This is a genomic window from Nocardia exalbida NBRC 100660 (assembly GCF_000308575.1).
Classification (GTDB): domain Bacteria; phylum Actinomycetota; class Actinomycetes; order Mycobacteriales; family Mycobacteriaceae; genus Nocardia; species Nocardia exalbida.
Map to the genome: position 1 here is coordinate 1 of NZ_BAFZ01000126.1, position 14596 is coordinate 14596.

Consider the following 14596-nt stretch of genomic DNA (forward strand, 5'->3'; position numbering starts at 1 on the left):
GGCCCGCTGCCCGGCCAGCCGGTCGCACCGACCGATGGTTCCTCGCCGAGTGCCACCGGCTCACCGAGACCGGGCAACAGCGGCAACTCGGGGAACGGCGAAGGTACGAGCGGAACCGCGCCCACCCGAGGTCGATAGATCGTCGTCGCGAGCCGGGGCCGACCGCACCACGGTCGGCCCCGGCCTGTGCGTCGCCTCCCTTTCGACGAACCCGGTGGTCGGCATGCGCTGTGGTGCCGAGGCGGTCGGTGCCCGAGTCGATCCGGACCGCGCTGCGCCCTCCGGGTAGCCTCGGTTTCCGTGACCGATCAGCAGTTGGTGGAGCCACGGAGGAATGGGAGGGCGCCGCTGTCGGACCAGAAGATGGTGCCCGGTGGGGCGTACTACGCCGCTCCCGCTCCGCTCGCCTCCGATCTGCGATCGGCGGACGCGCGCGACCGGCCGAGCCGCAACGATTCCCTGGCCGCGCAACTGTCCACGGTGATCGGCGGGCCGGTCGGTGATCATGCGCTGATCGGGCGGGTGCAGTTCTGGACGCCCATGCGGGTGCTGCTGGCGTTCACCGTGGTGTTCCTGGCACTCGGCTGGTTCGGCAAGGCGGGATGCCTCCAGCAGACCCATGGCGCGGACGGCCCCACCCTCGACTGGAACAACGGCCGCCAGTACGTGGCGATGTGTTACTCGGACACCGTTCCGCTCTACGGCGCGGAACGGCTGAACGAAGGCGCCTTCCCGTACAAGAAGCAATGGACCGAGCAGACTCCCGACGGTGGGCGGGAGACGCGATACATGGAGTATCCGGTGCTCTCGGGCCTGTACCAGTACTTCTCGATGCGGATCGCGAAGAGCTGGGACGCCGCACCGCTGCCCGGCGCGTTGCAGGTGGTGATCTACTTCAACGTCGTCGCGTTCGGTCTGGCGATGGCCTGGTTGATCACCGTCTGGGCGTCGGCGCTGCTGTCCGGCCGCCGGATCTGGGACGCGGCGCTGATCGCCTGTTCACCGTTGGTGATCGTGCACGCGTTCACCAATTTCGACGCGCTCGCGACGGCCTTCGCCGCGACCGGCCTGCTCGCCTGGGCCCGGCGCAAACCCGTGCTGGCGGGACTCCTGCTCGGTCTCGGCGGCGCCGCCAAGCTGTATCCGCTGCTGCTGCTCGGTCCGATCATCGTGCTGTGCCTGCGTACCGAGACGATGCAACGCACGCCGCGCACGCACCTCGGCCTGCGGATCCGCGATATCGACAGCTGGCCCGCCTTCCTGGCGTGGGTGCGCGAGACGCCCTACCGCGTCCGATTTCTCAGTGCCCGTCCGCTCGGCGCGGCGTCCGTCACCGTATGCGCCGCGCTGGCCACCTGGCTGGCGGTGAACCTGCCGATCGCCGCGCTGTTCCCGAACGGCTGGCGGGAATTCTTCCGGCTCAACACCACCCGGCATGCCGACCCGGACTCGATCTACAACGTGATCTCCTCGTTCACCGGCTGGCCCGGCTTCGACGGCGTGCTGACCCACGGGGAACAACCCGCCATCCTGAACGCCGTCTCGCTGCTGGCGTTCGTCGCGGCCTGCGCGGTGATCGCCTACATCGGCCTCACGGCGCCGCGGCGGCCGCGGCTGGCGCAGCTGTGTTTCCTCGTGGTCGCGGCGTTCCTGCTGACGAACAAGGTGTGGAGTCCGCAGTATTCGCTGTGGCTGGTGCCGCTGGCCGTCCTGGCGTTGCCGCACCGGCGCATCCTGCTGGCCTGGATGACCATCGACGCGCTGGTCTGGGTGCCGCGCATGTTCTACTACCTCGGCTTGGACCGCAAGGGCCTGCCCGAGCAGTGGTTCACCGGCACCGTCGCCCTGCGTGATCTGGCGGTACTCGGACTGTGCGCTCTGATCGTGCGCCAGATCTATCGCCCCGAGGAGGACTTGGTGCGGCGCGACTTCGTCGACGACCCCGTCGGCGGGGTCGTCGACCGTATGCCGGACCCGCTGCTGGCGTGGCTGCCGGAGCCGCTGCGACCGCGACCGGCGGTCGCACGCGGCTGACCAGGCGATCTCACGGGGTGCGCAGGAAGCGCGCCTGCCGTTCCGGCTCCTGCGGCAACATGTCCAGATCGAGTTCCCACGCGCTGCCGGTCCACGGGTCGAACAGCGGCGTACCGCCGATGGTCGGCAGATGGCGGCACGACTGCGACAGCATCGCCACGGTGGTGTCGGCCGAGTCGGATTCGTCGGCGCCGACGATCACGATGGACAGTCCGATCAGCTCGCCACGCGTGATCAACGCGCCGATCCGCTGCGCGTCCGAACTCTGATAGCCATGTGGGAAATCCGCGGCCAACAGGACTCGATGCTCGCTGGGCGGTGTGAAGGCGCCACTCGCATAAGCCAGTTCGGCCAGTTCGGCCGCGTCCACCAGCGCTTGCAACCGCGCCGAGATATCGGCGTGGTCGGTGATCGGCGGGCCGTTCAGCACCGGAGCCAGCAAACCGGTGAAGCCGCTGAACGCGTCGGTCAGATCGATGATGTCCAGCAGCGTCCGCCGCTGCGGCGCCGTGGCGAGCAACCGCGCGAGCAGCGCGCCCACCACGGGCGTGACCGCGCGGGTCGATTCGGCATCGATCCACAACGGCCGATTCAGCGGCACCGGAACGCAATACGGAATGCGCACCGATCCCCGGTCGAGCGCGTACAACTCGCCGAGCCGGATACCGTCGCTCGGTGCGGGCGGCTTGTCCCAAACGGGCGAGTCCCAGGAGGCCAGGGCGGGCGGCAGCACCCGGTCGGCCTCGGCGAGTTCGCCCATCAGCTGTTCGGCGTCGCGCTCATGGTTGCGCTCGGCGGTGGCGACCAGCTCGTCGTGCCGTTGCTGCGCGACCCGGCGCGCCTGCTCGGCTGCCGGAGTATTCCTGGTCGCGGGGTCGGAGACGGCCAGCGACAGTTCGTGATCCAACCGCTTGGCCGCGTACTCCCGCGCCGAGATCAGCGCGGCAGCCGATCGCGCGGCGTCCTCGAAGACCATCCACAGCCGTTCCAGGCCGTGACCGACCTCCAGCGGCGCACCGGCGGCGGCGATCTGCGCGTCGCCCGCCAGCGGACCGGCCATGGTGTGCGTACCGGGTTGGTCGGAGGGCCCGGATTCCGTGGCCGCGCCGTCGACCTCGACGCCGTGCGCCGTGAGCAACACGGCGAGACCGCCCGCGTAACCCTGGCCCACCGCGCGCAGCTTCCAAGCAGGACCGCGCCGGTACACCTCCAGACAGATCAGCGCCGTCTCCCCGGACGACGGCGTGATCGCGAATTCCGCGGTCACGCTGCCGTTCTCGGACAAGGTGGCGGTGACCGGCCCGAGCCCGTCGGCCCGCGCGGGGGCGGCCGGGTCGGCGCTGACCACGAGCAGCACGGCCTTCGCGTCGGCGCGCACCTCGGTGAGCGTGATCGTGATCCCGTCGGCCGTCAACGCGACCCCCGCCGTGGCGGGCTGGTTGTAGAAGACGAAATCGTCGCTGGAGAACACCTTCATGTCCTCCGCGACCACCAGCGCGGAAACGTCGAGGGCAGCCTCGGCGCGCGCACTGAAACGAACGACCTCACCGGTCAACGGGATGTTCTGACCGGCCTGCAGTTGAATCACCGTGTCTGCCCTGCTGTCGCGCCGCCGGTCAATTGTTGACGAGGAACCGGCCGAGCTGCGGCACCGCCTCACCCGGATGCTTGGCCTGGAAGCCCTCACCGAGCGCCTGCAGTTTCCAGTCGTTGCCGACCCGGTACAGCTTGGACATCGCCATCGCGGTGAACGGCATGCCACCGGCGAGCGTGTACCTGGCCAGCTCGCCGTTGTTGGTCCCGTCGACCAAGCGGCAGAACGCGTTCTGCACCTGCTCGAAGGTGTGGCCCTTGTAGGAGGTCACGATGAACAGCAGCGTGGTGATGTGCGCGGGGATGCGGGTCAGGTCGACCAGGATCACCTCGTCGTCGCCCTCGCCCTCGCCGGTGAGGTTGTCACCCTGGTGGCGGATCGAGCCGTCCTTCGAGGTCAGCTGGCCGTAGTAGGCGACGTCCACCGGGTTCATGTCGGCGAACAGGATGACCGACGCGTCCAGGTCGATATCGACCGTGCGGTTGCCGAACATGCCGCGGCTGCGCACCGGATCCCAGCCGAGACCCATCTTGACGAAGGTCAGCGCGGCGCCTTCCTTACGCAGGGTCACCCGCTGGCCCTTGACCAGGCTGACCGCGCGGTCCTTGCTCAGGCTGACCTCGGCGGGCTGCTGCGGCTGCTGCGGAACGGGCTGGCCGGGCGGCGGATACCCCGGCCCGGGGGCGGGCGGCGGGGGATAACCCTGGCCGGGCGGCGGCGGGTAACCCGGCCCGCCCTGCGGTGGCTGACCGGGACCCGGGGGCGGGTAGCCGGGGCCGGGCGGCGGATAGCCGGGGCCGGGGCCGGGCGGCGCGTACTGCGGCGCCTGCTGCTGGGTCGGGTACGCCGGGGCGGTCGGCGGCTGCTGAACCGGCTGCGGCGGAGGCGGCGGGGCCTGCGCGGGCTGGGCGGGCGCATCGTCGACCGTCACACCGTGGTCGGTGACCAGCGCGGCGAAACCGCCCGCGTAGCCCTGTCCGACCGCACGCACCTTCCACGCACCCTGGCGACGGTAGAGCTCGAGCGCGATCACGATCGACTCGGTGTTCAGCCCTTCGATCCGGTACTCGTACAACTGATTACCGGCCGCGTCCGACACGATCGCGGTCGGTGCGGGGAACATGCCGAAATTACTGTTCGCGTCGTCCAGCGTGATCACCGCGCGAATCTGATCGATGTCGGCGGGCACGGCGTTCAACGACACCGCCAGCGACGCGGGCTGGCCCGCGGGCGCGGGCTGCAAGTTGACGCCGGGGCCGCTGGGCTGGTTGAAGAAGACGAAGTCGGCGTCGGAACGGACCTTGCCCCGCTCGGTGACCAGTAGTGCCGACAGATCCGCCGGCGCCGTGAGCTGGACGGAAATCACCACGTCGTTGGTGGCCAGCGGACCGTTCTGGCCCTTGGCGAGAGTTGCGGACAAGTTCGACCCTTCGCTTGTCGGTGCGTTCGCCTGACACTCTACGAGAAACGCGCTGCGCGGCGCTTGTACTCAACTGCCGAGCTACCCCGACCCTCGCGAAACATCGGTTAGGGTGACGGCACGCAGATGGAATACGGCGATCACACCGTGTTCCCGATCGAGACAGCAGGCAGACACCGCATGGCGCAACTGTTCGAGCAATCGAAGAAGGTGATCGAGGCTCATCTGGCCGGAACCAGCCTCCGCGCGATCTCCGGCTCGATGATTGCCTACGAGGGAAATGTGCAGTTCAAAGCGGCCGGTTTCGGCGGAGGCGACGGTGTGATCGCCGGGCTGAAGCGCCGGGCCACCGGTGAGAAGCTGTCGCTGATGGAGTGCGCGGGGCACGGCCGGGTGTTCTTCGCCGTCAACGGCCAGCACGTCACCGTGGTCGACCTGAACAACGAGACGCTACAGGTTGAGTCGCAGCAATTGCTCGCGTTCGCCGGGAACCTGCGCACCGATGTGCGTTTCGCCGGGTTGCGCGGCGCGTCCAGCGGGCAGGGCCTGTTCACCACGACCGTCTCCGGCCAGGGTCAGGTCGCGCTGCTCTCGGCCGGCGGTCCACTCATCCACCTGGAGGTTTCCCCGCAGTACCCGCTGATCGTGGATCCGGACGCGTTCGTCGCGGCGCGCGGGAACCTCAACCAGTCCTTCGTCACCGATGTGTCCTGGCGCAGTTTCGTCGGCCAGGATGCGGGCGAGGCGTTTTCGCTGCGCTGGGACGGCCAGGGCGTGGTGTTGATCCAACCGGCGGAACGGTAGGGGCGAGCGGGTGTTCGAGAAGGTCAACGGCAAAGTCGTCAAGGTCGATGTCGGGATGGCGGGCGGTGTGGTCGCCCGCAACGGCGCGATGCTGTTCTATACCGGCGACGTTTCGTTTGCTCCCCACCAGGTTCCGGGGGCGCAGGGGATGGGCGGCATGGGCGGGTTGATGGGGCTGGCGGGCCGCGCGATGGCGGGTGAGCACGAGCGCACCATGCTCGCGCAGGGCAACGGCCAGGTCCATTACGGATTCGCGGGCCTCGAGGTCCACGTGGTGCACATGCAGCCGGGCGCGACGCTGCGCGTCGAGGCTTCGCGGCTGCTGGCCAACACCGCCGGATTGCAGAGTTCGGTGGTGTCGGTGATGAGTTCGGGCGGCGGAGGCGGTGGCGGCCTGATGGGCGCGCTGCGTGGCGCCGCCTCGGGCGCTTTGACCGGGCAGGGCATGTTCACCACCCAGCTGTCCGGGCAGGGGGCCGCGGTGCTGCTCGCGCACGGCGGATTCCTGGAATTGCAAGTGGGCGGGCCCAATCCGATCGTGGTCGACCCGCAAGCCTTCGTCGCCGCCTACGGCAACGTGCAGACCGAGCTCAAAGCGGCACTGAGCTGGCGGGATGCCGTCGGCCGCGGTTCCGGCGAGGCGATGCAGTTGCATTGCGCCGGGCAGGGCGTCGTCTACGTGCAGGCCTCCGAAGAGAAGTTGTGAGCAGGGTATGTCCCAGATCCTCAACCCCATGAATCTCGGTGAGAGCGACAACATCCCGGGAAACAGCTACGCGTACTGCATCGACCTGAACAAGCCGTGGTTCATGCGCAAGGGCGCGATGATCGCCTATTACGGCGACATGCGGTTCCAGATGCTCACCCACGGGTTGCAGGGCGGGCTGCTGCACATGGTGTCGCAGCAGTTCTCGGCGCCGCTGTTCACCGGCGATTACGTCGTCGCGGAGGGGCACGGCAAGCTGATCATCGGCGACCGCGGCTACGACATCAATTCCTATGACCTCGAGGACAACGGCAATCTGACCATCCGGGCGGCGAACCTGCTTGCCTTCGAGCCGGGCCTGTCGCTCAACCAATCCATCGTGCCCGGCTTCCTCACCCTCATCGGCACCGGCAAGTTCCTCGCCTCCTCCAACGGACCCGTCATGTTCGCCGAGCCTCCGCTACGCGTCGACCCGGAATCGCTGGTCGGCTGGGCGGATTGCCCCTCCCCCAGCCACCACTACGACGAGCGCTGGATCTCGAACTTCCTGGCCGCCGGTGCGGCGCGCTTCGGCGTGAACTCCGGTGAGGAGCGTCAGTTCGAGTTCACCGGCGCGGGCACCGTGCTGATCCAATCCAGCGAGAAGGTGCTCAGCGACTCGATGCTGGTGCGCACCATCGAGGGACAGATCCAGAGCGGCATCACCGTCGGCGGCCTGCAAAGACTTCAAGGGCTCATCGCGCAGCAACTGGCGGGGCAGCAGCAGTACTGACCCGCGGAACCCCGGTCGCGAACATCGCGACCTTGCCCGGAATCACTCGCGTGGGGGATTCGCGGCCCGCCGGAGCTGGATACCGTTCATTCGTGTTTCACATCCTCTCCTCCCAGGTCCTGCGCGTGGCGCTGCCCGCGGCGATCCTCGCCGCGGCAGCGGTGCCCGCCGCCGCGATGCCGATTCCTGCGGTTCCAGCCGTACCGGAACCGCCGCGATTCGCCGGTGCCGCCGCGAGCGGTGAACCGGTCACCGGCATTCCCCCGGTCCCGCAGAACCCGCATCTGGCGCCGAACGGCAACTCGGGTGTCCACAACGACGGGTGGATGAGCGACACCTATACCCGCCCCGGTCCGTTCGGCCGGGCGCCGCGGACCGATTCCCTGCTGCTCGGCAGCGAGTGCGGCTCGCTGGCGTTCGACCGTGCCGGACGCATCGTCACCACGTGCCTCGGGCTGCAACCGGGTCTCTATCTCATCGATCCCGCCTCGATGACCGTGCTCGGCAAGCATCCGCTGCCCGGCAAGAGCCCGATCGATACGCTGCGACCCGGCGCTTTCGACAACTTCGTCGGCGGCGGGTACTTCTACCTCGACGACGAGGACCGCGCCGTAGTGGGCACCAGCACCGGGCATGTCCAAGTGTTCGCCGAAACCTCCTCCGCCGACGGCTTTTCGCTGACACGCGACTACGACCTGACCGGCGTGCTGCATCCGGGCGAGACATTGAACTCCGCGCTGCCGGACTCGAACGGCCTGATCTGGTTCGTGGCCAAGACGAACGGCGTGGTCGGCATCCTCGATCCGGACACCGGTGCGGCACAGGCGGTTCAGCTCGGAGCGGGCACGGAGAACCAGATCGAGAACTCGTTCGCCGTCGGCGCGGCAGGCGAAGTCTACGTCGCCACCAACCGGCAGCTCCTGCGCTTCGACGCCGGACCCGACCGGGCGCCCCGGATCACGTGGCAGACCACCTACGCCAACAGCAACCAGCGCAAGCCGGGCCAGGTGGACGACGGAACCGGCACCACGCCCACCGTCCTGCCCGACGGCTATGTCGCCATCACCGACAACGCCGACCCGATGAACGTCGTCGTCTACCGCACGGCGCCGTCGGTCGCCGAACGGCAGGTCTGCGCGGTACCGGTGTTCGAACCCGGCCGCAGCGCCACGGAGAACTCCCTGATCGGTGCCGGGCGCTCACTCATCGTCGAGAACAATTACGGGTATTCGCATCCCGACGCGGTCGTGTCCGGTAAGACGACCACACCGGGGTTCGCCCGTGTCGACATCGACGCCGGCGGCAACGGCTGCCATCTCACCTGGACCAACTCGGTCGAAGCCGCACCCACGGTGGTACCGAAGCTGTCGCTGGCTACCGGCTTGATCTACACCTATACGAAAGGCACCGAGCCGAGCGACCCGTGGTACTGGACCGCCCTCGACTACCGCACCGGCGCGACGGTGTGGAAACAACTGTCCGGCACGGGCCCGGGCTTCAACAACAATTACGCCGGGATCGCGGTCGGCCCCGACGGAGCGGCTTACCTCGGCACGCTCGGCGGACTGGTGTCGATCCGCGACGTCCGGTGAACCGGCACAGCGGGCAAACCACGTCAGAGTAGATCGCGCCGACAGGCGGATCACTTACGTACAGCAAAGGATTCGCGACGGAACGGTGAACTCGTCTCGATGCGCACCGGCGCCGGTCCACGGTCGGCGCAGAATCGGGTCATGGCTGACTCGGCGCTTTCGGCGCAGCGTCGCACGGCGCTGACGCACCTGGTCCACGACGAATCCTGCTTCGCGACAGCGTATCCGCGGGTCGCCGACTACTGGGCCGCCGCGGGCCGGTTGCCCGGCACCGGGGACGACATCGCCGACGCCACGTTCGACCTACACCTGCTGCACTACATGACCGGCGGCGCGAGCACGAACCCGTACTGGGACATCGTCGCCGCAGCGGTATCGCCAGGGCCGTGGGAGCGCGCGAACCGCTCCGAGGTGAATGGTGGGAATCCGAAAGGCAGTGCGCGACTGGCGTACGCGCAGATCCTGCTGCAAGCCGCCTACGCCTATGCGATCCCCTCGCCCGCGACACTGCGCTGGATAGCGGACGTCGCTCAGGGCCAATCGGTGCTGGAAGTCGGCGCAGGTCGCGGCTACTGGGCCTACCAACTCACCCGAATGGGTGTCGCCACCAATGCTTTCGACTCACACCCGCCGGACCGGGCAGCCAACACGGCGTTCCCCGCCGCCGCGGGACTGCCCGCGACCTGGCACCCCACCGCGACGCCTCCCGCCTCGACCGCCGATCTCGCCGCCGCCCACGCCGACGACGCGCTGTTCCTCTGCTGGCCACCCGGCTGGGAGAACCCTATGGCTTCGACGACGCTCACCGCCTACCAGGACGCGGGCGGCTCGCTGCTGGTCTACATCGGCGAACCGCGCGGCGGGCGCACGGCCGACAGCGCGTTCTTCGACGCGCTCGAGGCCGGGTGGACTCTGCTCGACCAGGACCCCGGCTACGTCTCGTGGTGGAACCTCGGCGACCGGGCCCAGTGCTGGCAGCGTCGGTGAGTTCAGTTCGCGCGCTGGAACTCCCACGGGTCGTGCGCGCTGATCAAGGTGACCTCGTCACCGTGATCGCGGTGTAGTTCGCGCAGCCGCGCCTGGGTGCCCAGTCGCAGGTCGTGGTGGACCTCGGAGGTGGTCTGCACGATGTCGAGCACCGGGTGGCGCTGCGGCGCCGGATCGAGTTCGCGATGGTAGTAGTACGCGTCGCCGCAGTGCAGCAGCCAACGTTCGCCGGCGCGGACCGCTACGCCGGTGTGGCCCGCGGTGTGCCCGCCCAGCGGAATCAACCGGAAGTCGCCGGGCAGGTCCTTCGGTTGGATCGCGTCGAAGCCGAACCACTGTCCCGTCGGGTCCGACGGGTAGGTCTGCCAGAGCGGGTCGTGGGCCCAGTGCGCGGGGCGGTAGCGGAAGCTGGGCGCTTCGGCTCGCGCCGCCGCCAGTTCCGCGGCGAGGACGTGGACCCGTGCGTGCGGGAAGTCGGGCAGTCCGCCGCAGTGGTCCACGTCGAGGTGGGTGAGGATGATGTGCCGGACGTCGACGGGGTCGTAGCCGAGCCGCTGGACCTGCCGGATCGCCGTCTCGTCCTCGGTGAGCACGGGCTGGGCCATCGCCACCCAGTCCGCCCCGAGCGTGCCCGCCGGGTCACGCACGTCATCGAGCCCGATGCCCGTCTCGATCAGGACCAGCCCGTCGGATGCCGTCTCTACCAGCAGGCAGTGGTTCACGGCATGGGCGGGCGCTGGTCCGTCGTAGGTGGCTTCGATCTGCCGAACCGAGCCGCAATTCAGGTGATGGATCGTCATGCGAGTTAGTCTGTGACTTGAAGCGCGGTTCAAGTCAAGGAGACGAGATGAACGACCTGCTCGATATCGCCGAAGTCGGCGAGCGAACCGGCCTCGCCCCTTCCGCACTGCGCTTCTACGAGAAACGCGGGCTCATCACCGCCGCCGGCCGCAACGGCCTGCGCCGCACCTACCACCCCGACATCCTCGGCCGTCTCGCCCTCATCGCCTGCGCTCGCGGCGCCGGTTTCACCCTCGCCGAGATAGCCCGCTTCCTGCGCGCCTCCCCCACCGACGCCGAACTACGCACCCGCATGGCGGAGAAAGCCAGGCAGCTGGACGACGACATCACCCGCCTCATCCGCATGCGCGACAGCCTCCGCCACGCTTCCACCTGCACCCACGACCCCTTGGTCGAATGCCCGGACTTCAAGTCCACCTTCGAACCGGCATGAGACGAACCTGATTCGTCGCGGCACCGGGCCGACGGGTGCCGCTACTCGGAAGGCGTCGGAGCTGCCTTGATGAACCAGTTGATGATTTCCTCGCCCGCCAGGATGCCGGTGGCTCGGGTGATGGTGAGGTTGGGGTGGGTCCAGTTGAGTTGTTCGAGTTCGCCGTGGCGGGGGCGGATGGCGGAGTCGGCGGCGCGCAGCATGTCGGCGTCGAGGGCGCCGTCGCCCGCGGCGAGCGTGCGGGCATCGTCGGCGAGTTCCCCGCCTTCCCAGAGGCGCTTGCGCACCTCGTCGACCGCGCGGCTCTTGCAGACGGCCTGCGGCATGGTGTAGATCTTGCGGCCCTGCTGGGACGCCGACCAGCCGCGTGGACGACACCAGTCGTCCCACTCGGCCAGGAATCCCTCGGGCACCTCCTTGGGCTTCACCACCAGATAGCAGAAGAGGTGGTCGGCCACGCGGAACTTGGTGACCCAGGAGTCATCGATGCGGGCGTGCAATTCCTTGCTCACCTCGGACAGGGTGGCGCCTCCCGCACGGACCTTGGCGTCGATATCGATGCGCCAGCTCAGATCGGGCACGCCGTCGACCAGGATGTTCCCGCCGTTGCTGGTGATCGCGTAGCGCCAGGGCGCTCCGGGCAGCCGGATGCGGTCGAACTGTTTGATGGTGCGGGTGGTGGTGGGAACGACGGCGGCGGGTTCGGTCAGGGTCTGCATCCGCAGCGCCGCGGTGGTCGTCATGAACGACAGCGGCGCCCCTTCCAGATGCTCCACGCAGACCGTCGGCACGTCGGCTGTGGTGCTGAAGGCGTTACGCGAGTAGATCATCGTCCGGTCCAGGTCGGTCGCGATCAGCGCGCGTCTTCGGTGTGCTCTCGGAGATAGGTTCACTGCTGCACGTCCTTGATCAATCCCATGCACGAATATGCCAGGTCGGCGACCACTTCGACCGGGACACCACGGGCGGCGGCGAGCATCCGGATGTGCGCGTGCTCCGGCGCGTCCGCCTCGCGCACCAGCACCCGCCACGGCACCCGCCGCAGCAGCACCCGCGTGGTCTCGCCGACGCCGGGCTTCACGAAGTTCACGCTGGCGATGCCGTACCGCTCGCGCACCTGCTCCACCGACGCCCAGCCGGTCCAGGTGGGCGTCCGGTCGCCGGCGCGGACCGCGGCCACCTCCGCGGGCACCCGGTCGCGGACCGCGTCGAAGGCGCCGCTCACGACGTCCAGCAGACGTCCGGACACGTCCTCACCGGCCAGTTCGCGGTAGAACTTGGCGCCGTGGAAATCACCGGGGCCGATCAGCGTGTCGTTGAGGACCGTGCGCGAGACCAGGCCGGAAACGGTGGAATTCAAGCAGGCCGAGGCGATCAGGAAGTCGTCGCGGGTGCCGTAGGTGCGCACGCAGTGCCCCGGGTCGGCCAGCACGGCCAACTCGTCGTCGAACCGCGCGCCACCGGCCGCGTGATAGGCGTCCAGGGCCTCGGTCAGCTCGCGGGTGATCGCCCCTTTGCCGGTCCATCCGTCCACGAACACGACCGAGGCCGCATCGTGCTGCTCGGCCAGGTAGTCCAGCGCCACCGCGTCGATGCCGCGATCCCGCACGATCGACACCGCGTAGTGCGGAATCTCCAGGCTCGGACGCCGCGAACGCAGCCAGCGGCGCATCAGAATCCCGACCGGCGTGCCCGCCCGCGCCAGCGACGCCAGGACGATGTTCTCGCCGCGTTCGGCGACGACCAGCTCGGAGACGGTCGCCACGGCCAGTGCGAGCCGCTCGGCGCTGGCCGCCAGCACCTCGTCGAACAGCGACCGATACGTCGCGTCCGGCTGGTACTCGATCGGCAGCGACTCCGCGTAGTGCGCGTGCCCCGCCTGGATCCGCCGTTCCCGCTCGGCGACGTCGGCCTCCAGGTCGACGCCCGACAGGTCCTTGAGCAGCCAGGAGACCTCGTCGGCGGCGTAGGAGCCGAACTCCGGCCCGTGCAGCGGCGTGGGTAGCGCGCCCACCTCGGTACTCGTCACGCCCGGCTCCCGTTCGCTGTCGCGCGTTCGGCGTGCAGCCGCCGCGGGTCCGCCTCCGGCAGCACCGCGAGCAGCACGTCCGCACCGGAAGCGGTCAGTACGTCCACCAACCCGTGCTCGGCCATCAACTCCGCCGTGTCGGCGGGTGAGTCGACCACGACGACGAGCACCGGATCGGCGGCCGGGCCGTCGCCATCGGCACCACTGCCGACACCGTCATCGGTGATCGCGCCGGCGGCCTCGTCGCGGCGCGGCGGAGCGGCGAGCAGCGCGCCCAACCCGGCGAGGTCCGCGTCGAACACGTCGAGAGTCCCCGGCCAGTGCGCGTTGTACAGATAGCGCGGCGCGGGGTCGCCCGGTTCGGGGGCGATGAACCGGAACCCGCGCCGCAACGGATACCCCGGCTCGTCCAGCACGTAGGCGGGCGATCGCGTGGTGGTCTGGAAGCGCGTCGGCGTCCCCGTGTCGGCGAGCAGCGCCGCCAGCCGCAGCGGCAGATACATCAACTCCTCGTGCCCGAGCACGATGACGGCCCGGCCCGGGAAATCGGTGGCGAGCCGGGCGCCCAGCACCTGCCCCGCGTCCAGCAGCGCGGCCTCGAACGCGCCGGTGTCGGAGGCGAGTACGCCGTGCCTGCCGCCCTCCGGAACGAAGGCGGGCCAGGGTAGTTCCACCCGTCGGAACGAGCCGAGATGTCCCGCGGTCGGATTCAACCGCGGCTCGGGGAGCGCCCCGACGGCGTCGACCAGCTCCGGGGGCAGCGACGCCCGGCCTGCGGCGAGACAGACCGTGTCGATCCGCGCCCCGAGTTCCGCCGCGGCGGTGTCGAACGCGGCACGGTCGGCCTCGGTGCGCAGGTCGACCAGCGACGCGAGCACGTAGTGGGCGCGCGGCGAGAAGGCGTGCAACGCGCGCACCGCATCGATCGCCGTGGCGCCGGTGGAGATCTCGTCGTCGACGAGCACCAGCGGCAGATCGTTGACGAAGATGTCGGCCGGCGCCGGTTGCAAAAGGTGCGAGGTGGCATGCGAATGCCCCTCCTCGAACCCGGCGAGCGTCTGCGCGTGCGGCACCTCGCGCCGGGTCGAATGCAGATAACAGCTCGCGCCGATCCGCGCGGCCACACAGTGACCGAGTCCCGTCGCGGTCTCGGCGAACCCGAGCACGACGGCTTCGCGTTCACCGAGCACCGCGCGCACCAGATCACCCAGGTGATCGCCCGCGCCGAGCACCACCCGCGGGTCGGTCGGCAGGTGCTTGCCGAGCACGGTGGAGACCAACAGGTGCGCCCGGCGCCGGTTGTTGTGGCGAACACCCGGCTGGACCAGCGCCGTGATCGGCAGCCGCGCCGAGCGCAGCCGGTCCGAATCTCGTTCGCGCATCGGGTCGTGATGCAGCGATATGCCGAGAGTTCTCGTCGCCCA

At 69.2% G+C, this 14596-nt stretch carries 13 protein-coding genes; 7 read left to right on the forward strand and 6 right to left on the reverse strand.

Annotation, left to right across the window (positions count from 1 at the left end):
* Positions 1-363: 363 nt before the first annotated feature.
* Positions 364-2034, forward strand: a complete 1671-nt coding sequence (locus ON29_RS28975; RefSeq protein WP_040871205.1) for a glycosyltransferase family 87 protein — start codon at positions 364-366, stop codon at positions 2032-2034.
* A 10-nt stretch (positions 2035-2044) separates the two neighbouring features.
* On the opposite strand, the gene ON29_RS28980 is transcribed toward ON29_RS28975, so the two are convergent.
* Positions 2045-3622, reverse strand: a complete 1578-nt coding sequence (locus tag ON29_RS28980; RefSeq protein ID WP_040871206.1) for a TerD family protein — start codon at positions 3620-3622, stop codon at positions 2045-2047.
* A gap of 28 nt (positions 3623-3650) precedes the next feature.
* On the reverse strand, positions 3651-5048 hold the full coding sequence (locus ON29_RS28985) for a TerD family protein (protein ID WP_040871208.1): 1398 nt from the start codon (positions 5046-5048) through the stop codon (positions 3651-3653).
* A 180-nt stretch (positions 5049-5228) separates the two neighbouring features.
* On the opposite strand from ON29_RS28985, the gene ON29_RS28990 reads away from it, so the two are divergent.
* From ON29_RS28990 to ON29_RS29010, 5 genes are all read left to right on the forward strand, one after another.
* Positions 5229-5852, forward strand: coding sequence for an AIM24 family protein (locus ON29_RS28990; RefSeq protein WP_040871306.1), 624 nt, complete (start codon positions 5229-5231; stop codon positions 5850-5852).
* 10 nt (positions 5853-5862) lie between these two features.
* The gene (locus ON29_RS28995) at positions 5863-6558 is read left to right on the forward strand and encodes an AIM24 family protein (protein ID WP_040871209.1); all 696 of its coding nucleotides are present in this window, start codon (positions 5863-5865) and stop codon (positions 6556-6558) included.
* Positions 6559-6565: 7 nt separating this feature from the next.
* Positions 6566-7330 carry an AIM24 family protein gene (locus ON29_RS29000; protein ID WP_040871210.1) on the forward strand — a complete coding sequence of 255 codons (765 nt, stop codon included), beginning with the start codon at positions 6566-6568 and terminating at the stop codon, positions 7328-7330.
* Between the two features lie 92 nt (positions 7331-7422).
* Positions 7423-8922: a hypothetical protein gene (locus ON29_RS29005; RefSeq protein ID WP_083864132.1), complete on the forward strand. Its 1500-nt coding sequence runs from the start codon at positions 7423-7425 to the stop codon at positions 8920-8922.
* A gap of 141 nt (positions 8923-9063) precedes the next feature.
* Positions 9064-9909 carry a hypothetical protein gene (locus ON29_RS29010; RefSeq protein WP_040871308.1) on the forward strand — a complete coding sequence of 282 codons (846 nt, stop codon included), beginning with the start codon at positions 9064-9066 and terminating at the stop codon, positions 9907-9909.
* Positions 9910-9911: 2 nt separating this feature from the next.
* On the opposite strand, the gene ON29_RS29015 is transcribed toward ON29_RS29010, so the two are convergent.
* On the reverse strand, positions 9912-10709 hold the full coding sequence (locus tag ON29_RS29015; protein WP_040871212.1) for an MBL fold metallo-hydrolase: 798 nt from the start codon (positions 10707-10709) through the stop codon (positions 9912-9914).
* 47 nt (positions 10710-10756) lie between these two features.
* Here ON29_RS29015 and ON29_RS29020 point away from each other — a divergent pair, with 47 nt between their 5' ends.
* The gene (locus tag ON29_RS29020) at positions 10757-11143 is read left to right on the forward strand and encodes a MerR family transcriptional regulator (RefSeq protein ID WP_040871213.1); all 387 of its coding nucleotides are present in this window, start codon (positions 10757-10759) and stop codon (positions 11141-11143) included.
* Between the two features lie 41 nt (positions 11144-11184).
* Here the strand turns inward: ON29_RS29020 and ON29_RS29025 are convergent, their stop codons facing one another.
* The 3 genes from ON29_RS29025 to ON29_RS29035 are packed head-to-tail and all read right to left on the reverse strand — an operon-like array spanning position 11185 to position 14554.
* Positions 11185-11973, reverse strand: a complete 789-nt coding sequence (locus tag ON29_RS29025) for an HAD family hydrolase (protein ID WP_051175677.1) — start codon at positions 11971-11973, stop codon at positions 11185-11187.
* Between the two features lie 59 nt (positions 11974-12032).
* Positions 12033-13172, reverse strand: a complete 1140-nt coding sequence (locus tag ON29_RS29030; RefSeq protein WP_245549211.1) for a cysteine protease StiP family protein — start codon at positions 13170-13172, stop codon at positions 12033-12035.
* Positions 13169-14554 (reverse strand): phosphoribosyltransferase domain-containing protein, encoded by a 1386-nt coding sequence (locus tag ON29_RS29035; protein WP_063825384.1) that lies wholly within the window; start codon positions 14552-14554, stop codon positions 13169-13171. The genes ON29_RS29030 and ON29_RS29035 overlap by 4 nt, the downstream gene beginning before the upstream one ends.
* Positions 14555-14596 lie beyond the last annotated feature (42 nt).

Bases quoted from the DNA above. Each gene is read 5' to 3' on its own strand.
- ON29_RS28975 (WP_040871205.1), top strand. From the start codon at position 364: ATGGTGCCCGGTGGGGCGTACTACGCCGCTCCCGCTCCGCTCGCCTCC.
- ON29_RS28990 (WP_040871306.1), top strand. From the start codon at position 5,229: ATGGCGCAACTGTTCGAGCAATCGAAGAAGGTGATCGAGGCTCATCTG.
- ON29_RS29000 (WP_040871210.1), top strand. From the start codon at position 6,566: ATGTCCCAGATCCTCAACCCCATGAATCTCGGTGAGAGCGACAACATC.
- ON29_RS29010 (WP_040871308.1), top strand. From the start codon at position 9,064: ATGGCTGACTCGGCGCTTTCGGCGCAGCGTCGCACGGCGCTGACGCAC.
- ON29_RS29015 (WP_040871212.1), bottom strand. From the start codon at position 10,709: ATGACGATCCATCACCTGAATTGCGGCTCGGTTCGGCAGATCGAAGCC.
- ON29_RS29020 (WP_040871213.1), top strand. From the start codon at position 10,757: ATGAACGACCTGCTCGATATCGCCGAAGTCGGCGAGCGAACCGGCCTC.
- ON29_RS29025 (WP_051175677.1), bottom strand. From the start codon at position 11,973: ATGATCTACTCGCGTAACGCCTTCAGCACCACAGCCGACGTGCCGACG.
- ON29_RS29035 (WP_063825384.1), bottom strand. From the start codon at position 14,554: ATGCGCGAACGAGATTCGGACCGGCTGCGCTCGGCGCGGCTGCCGATC.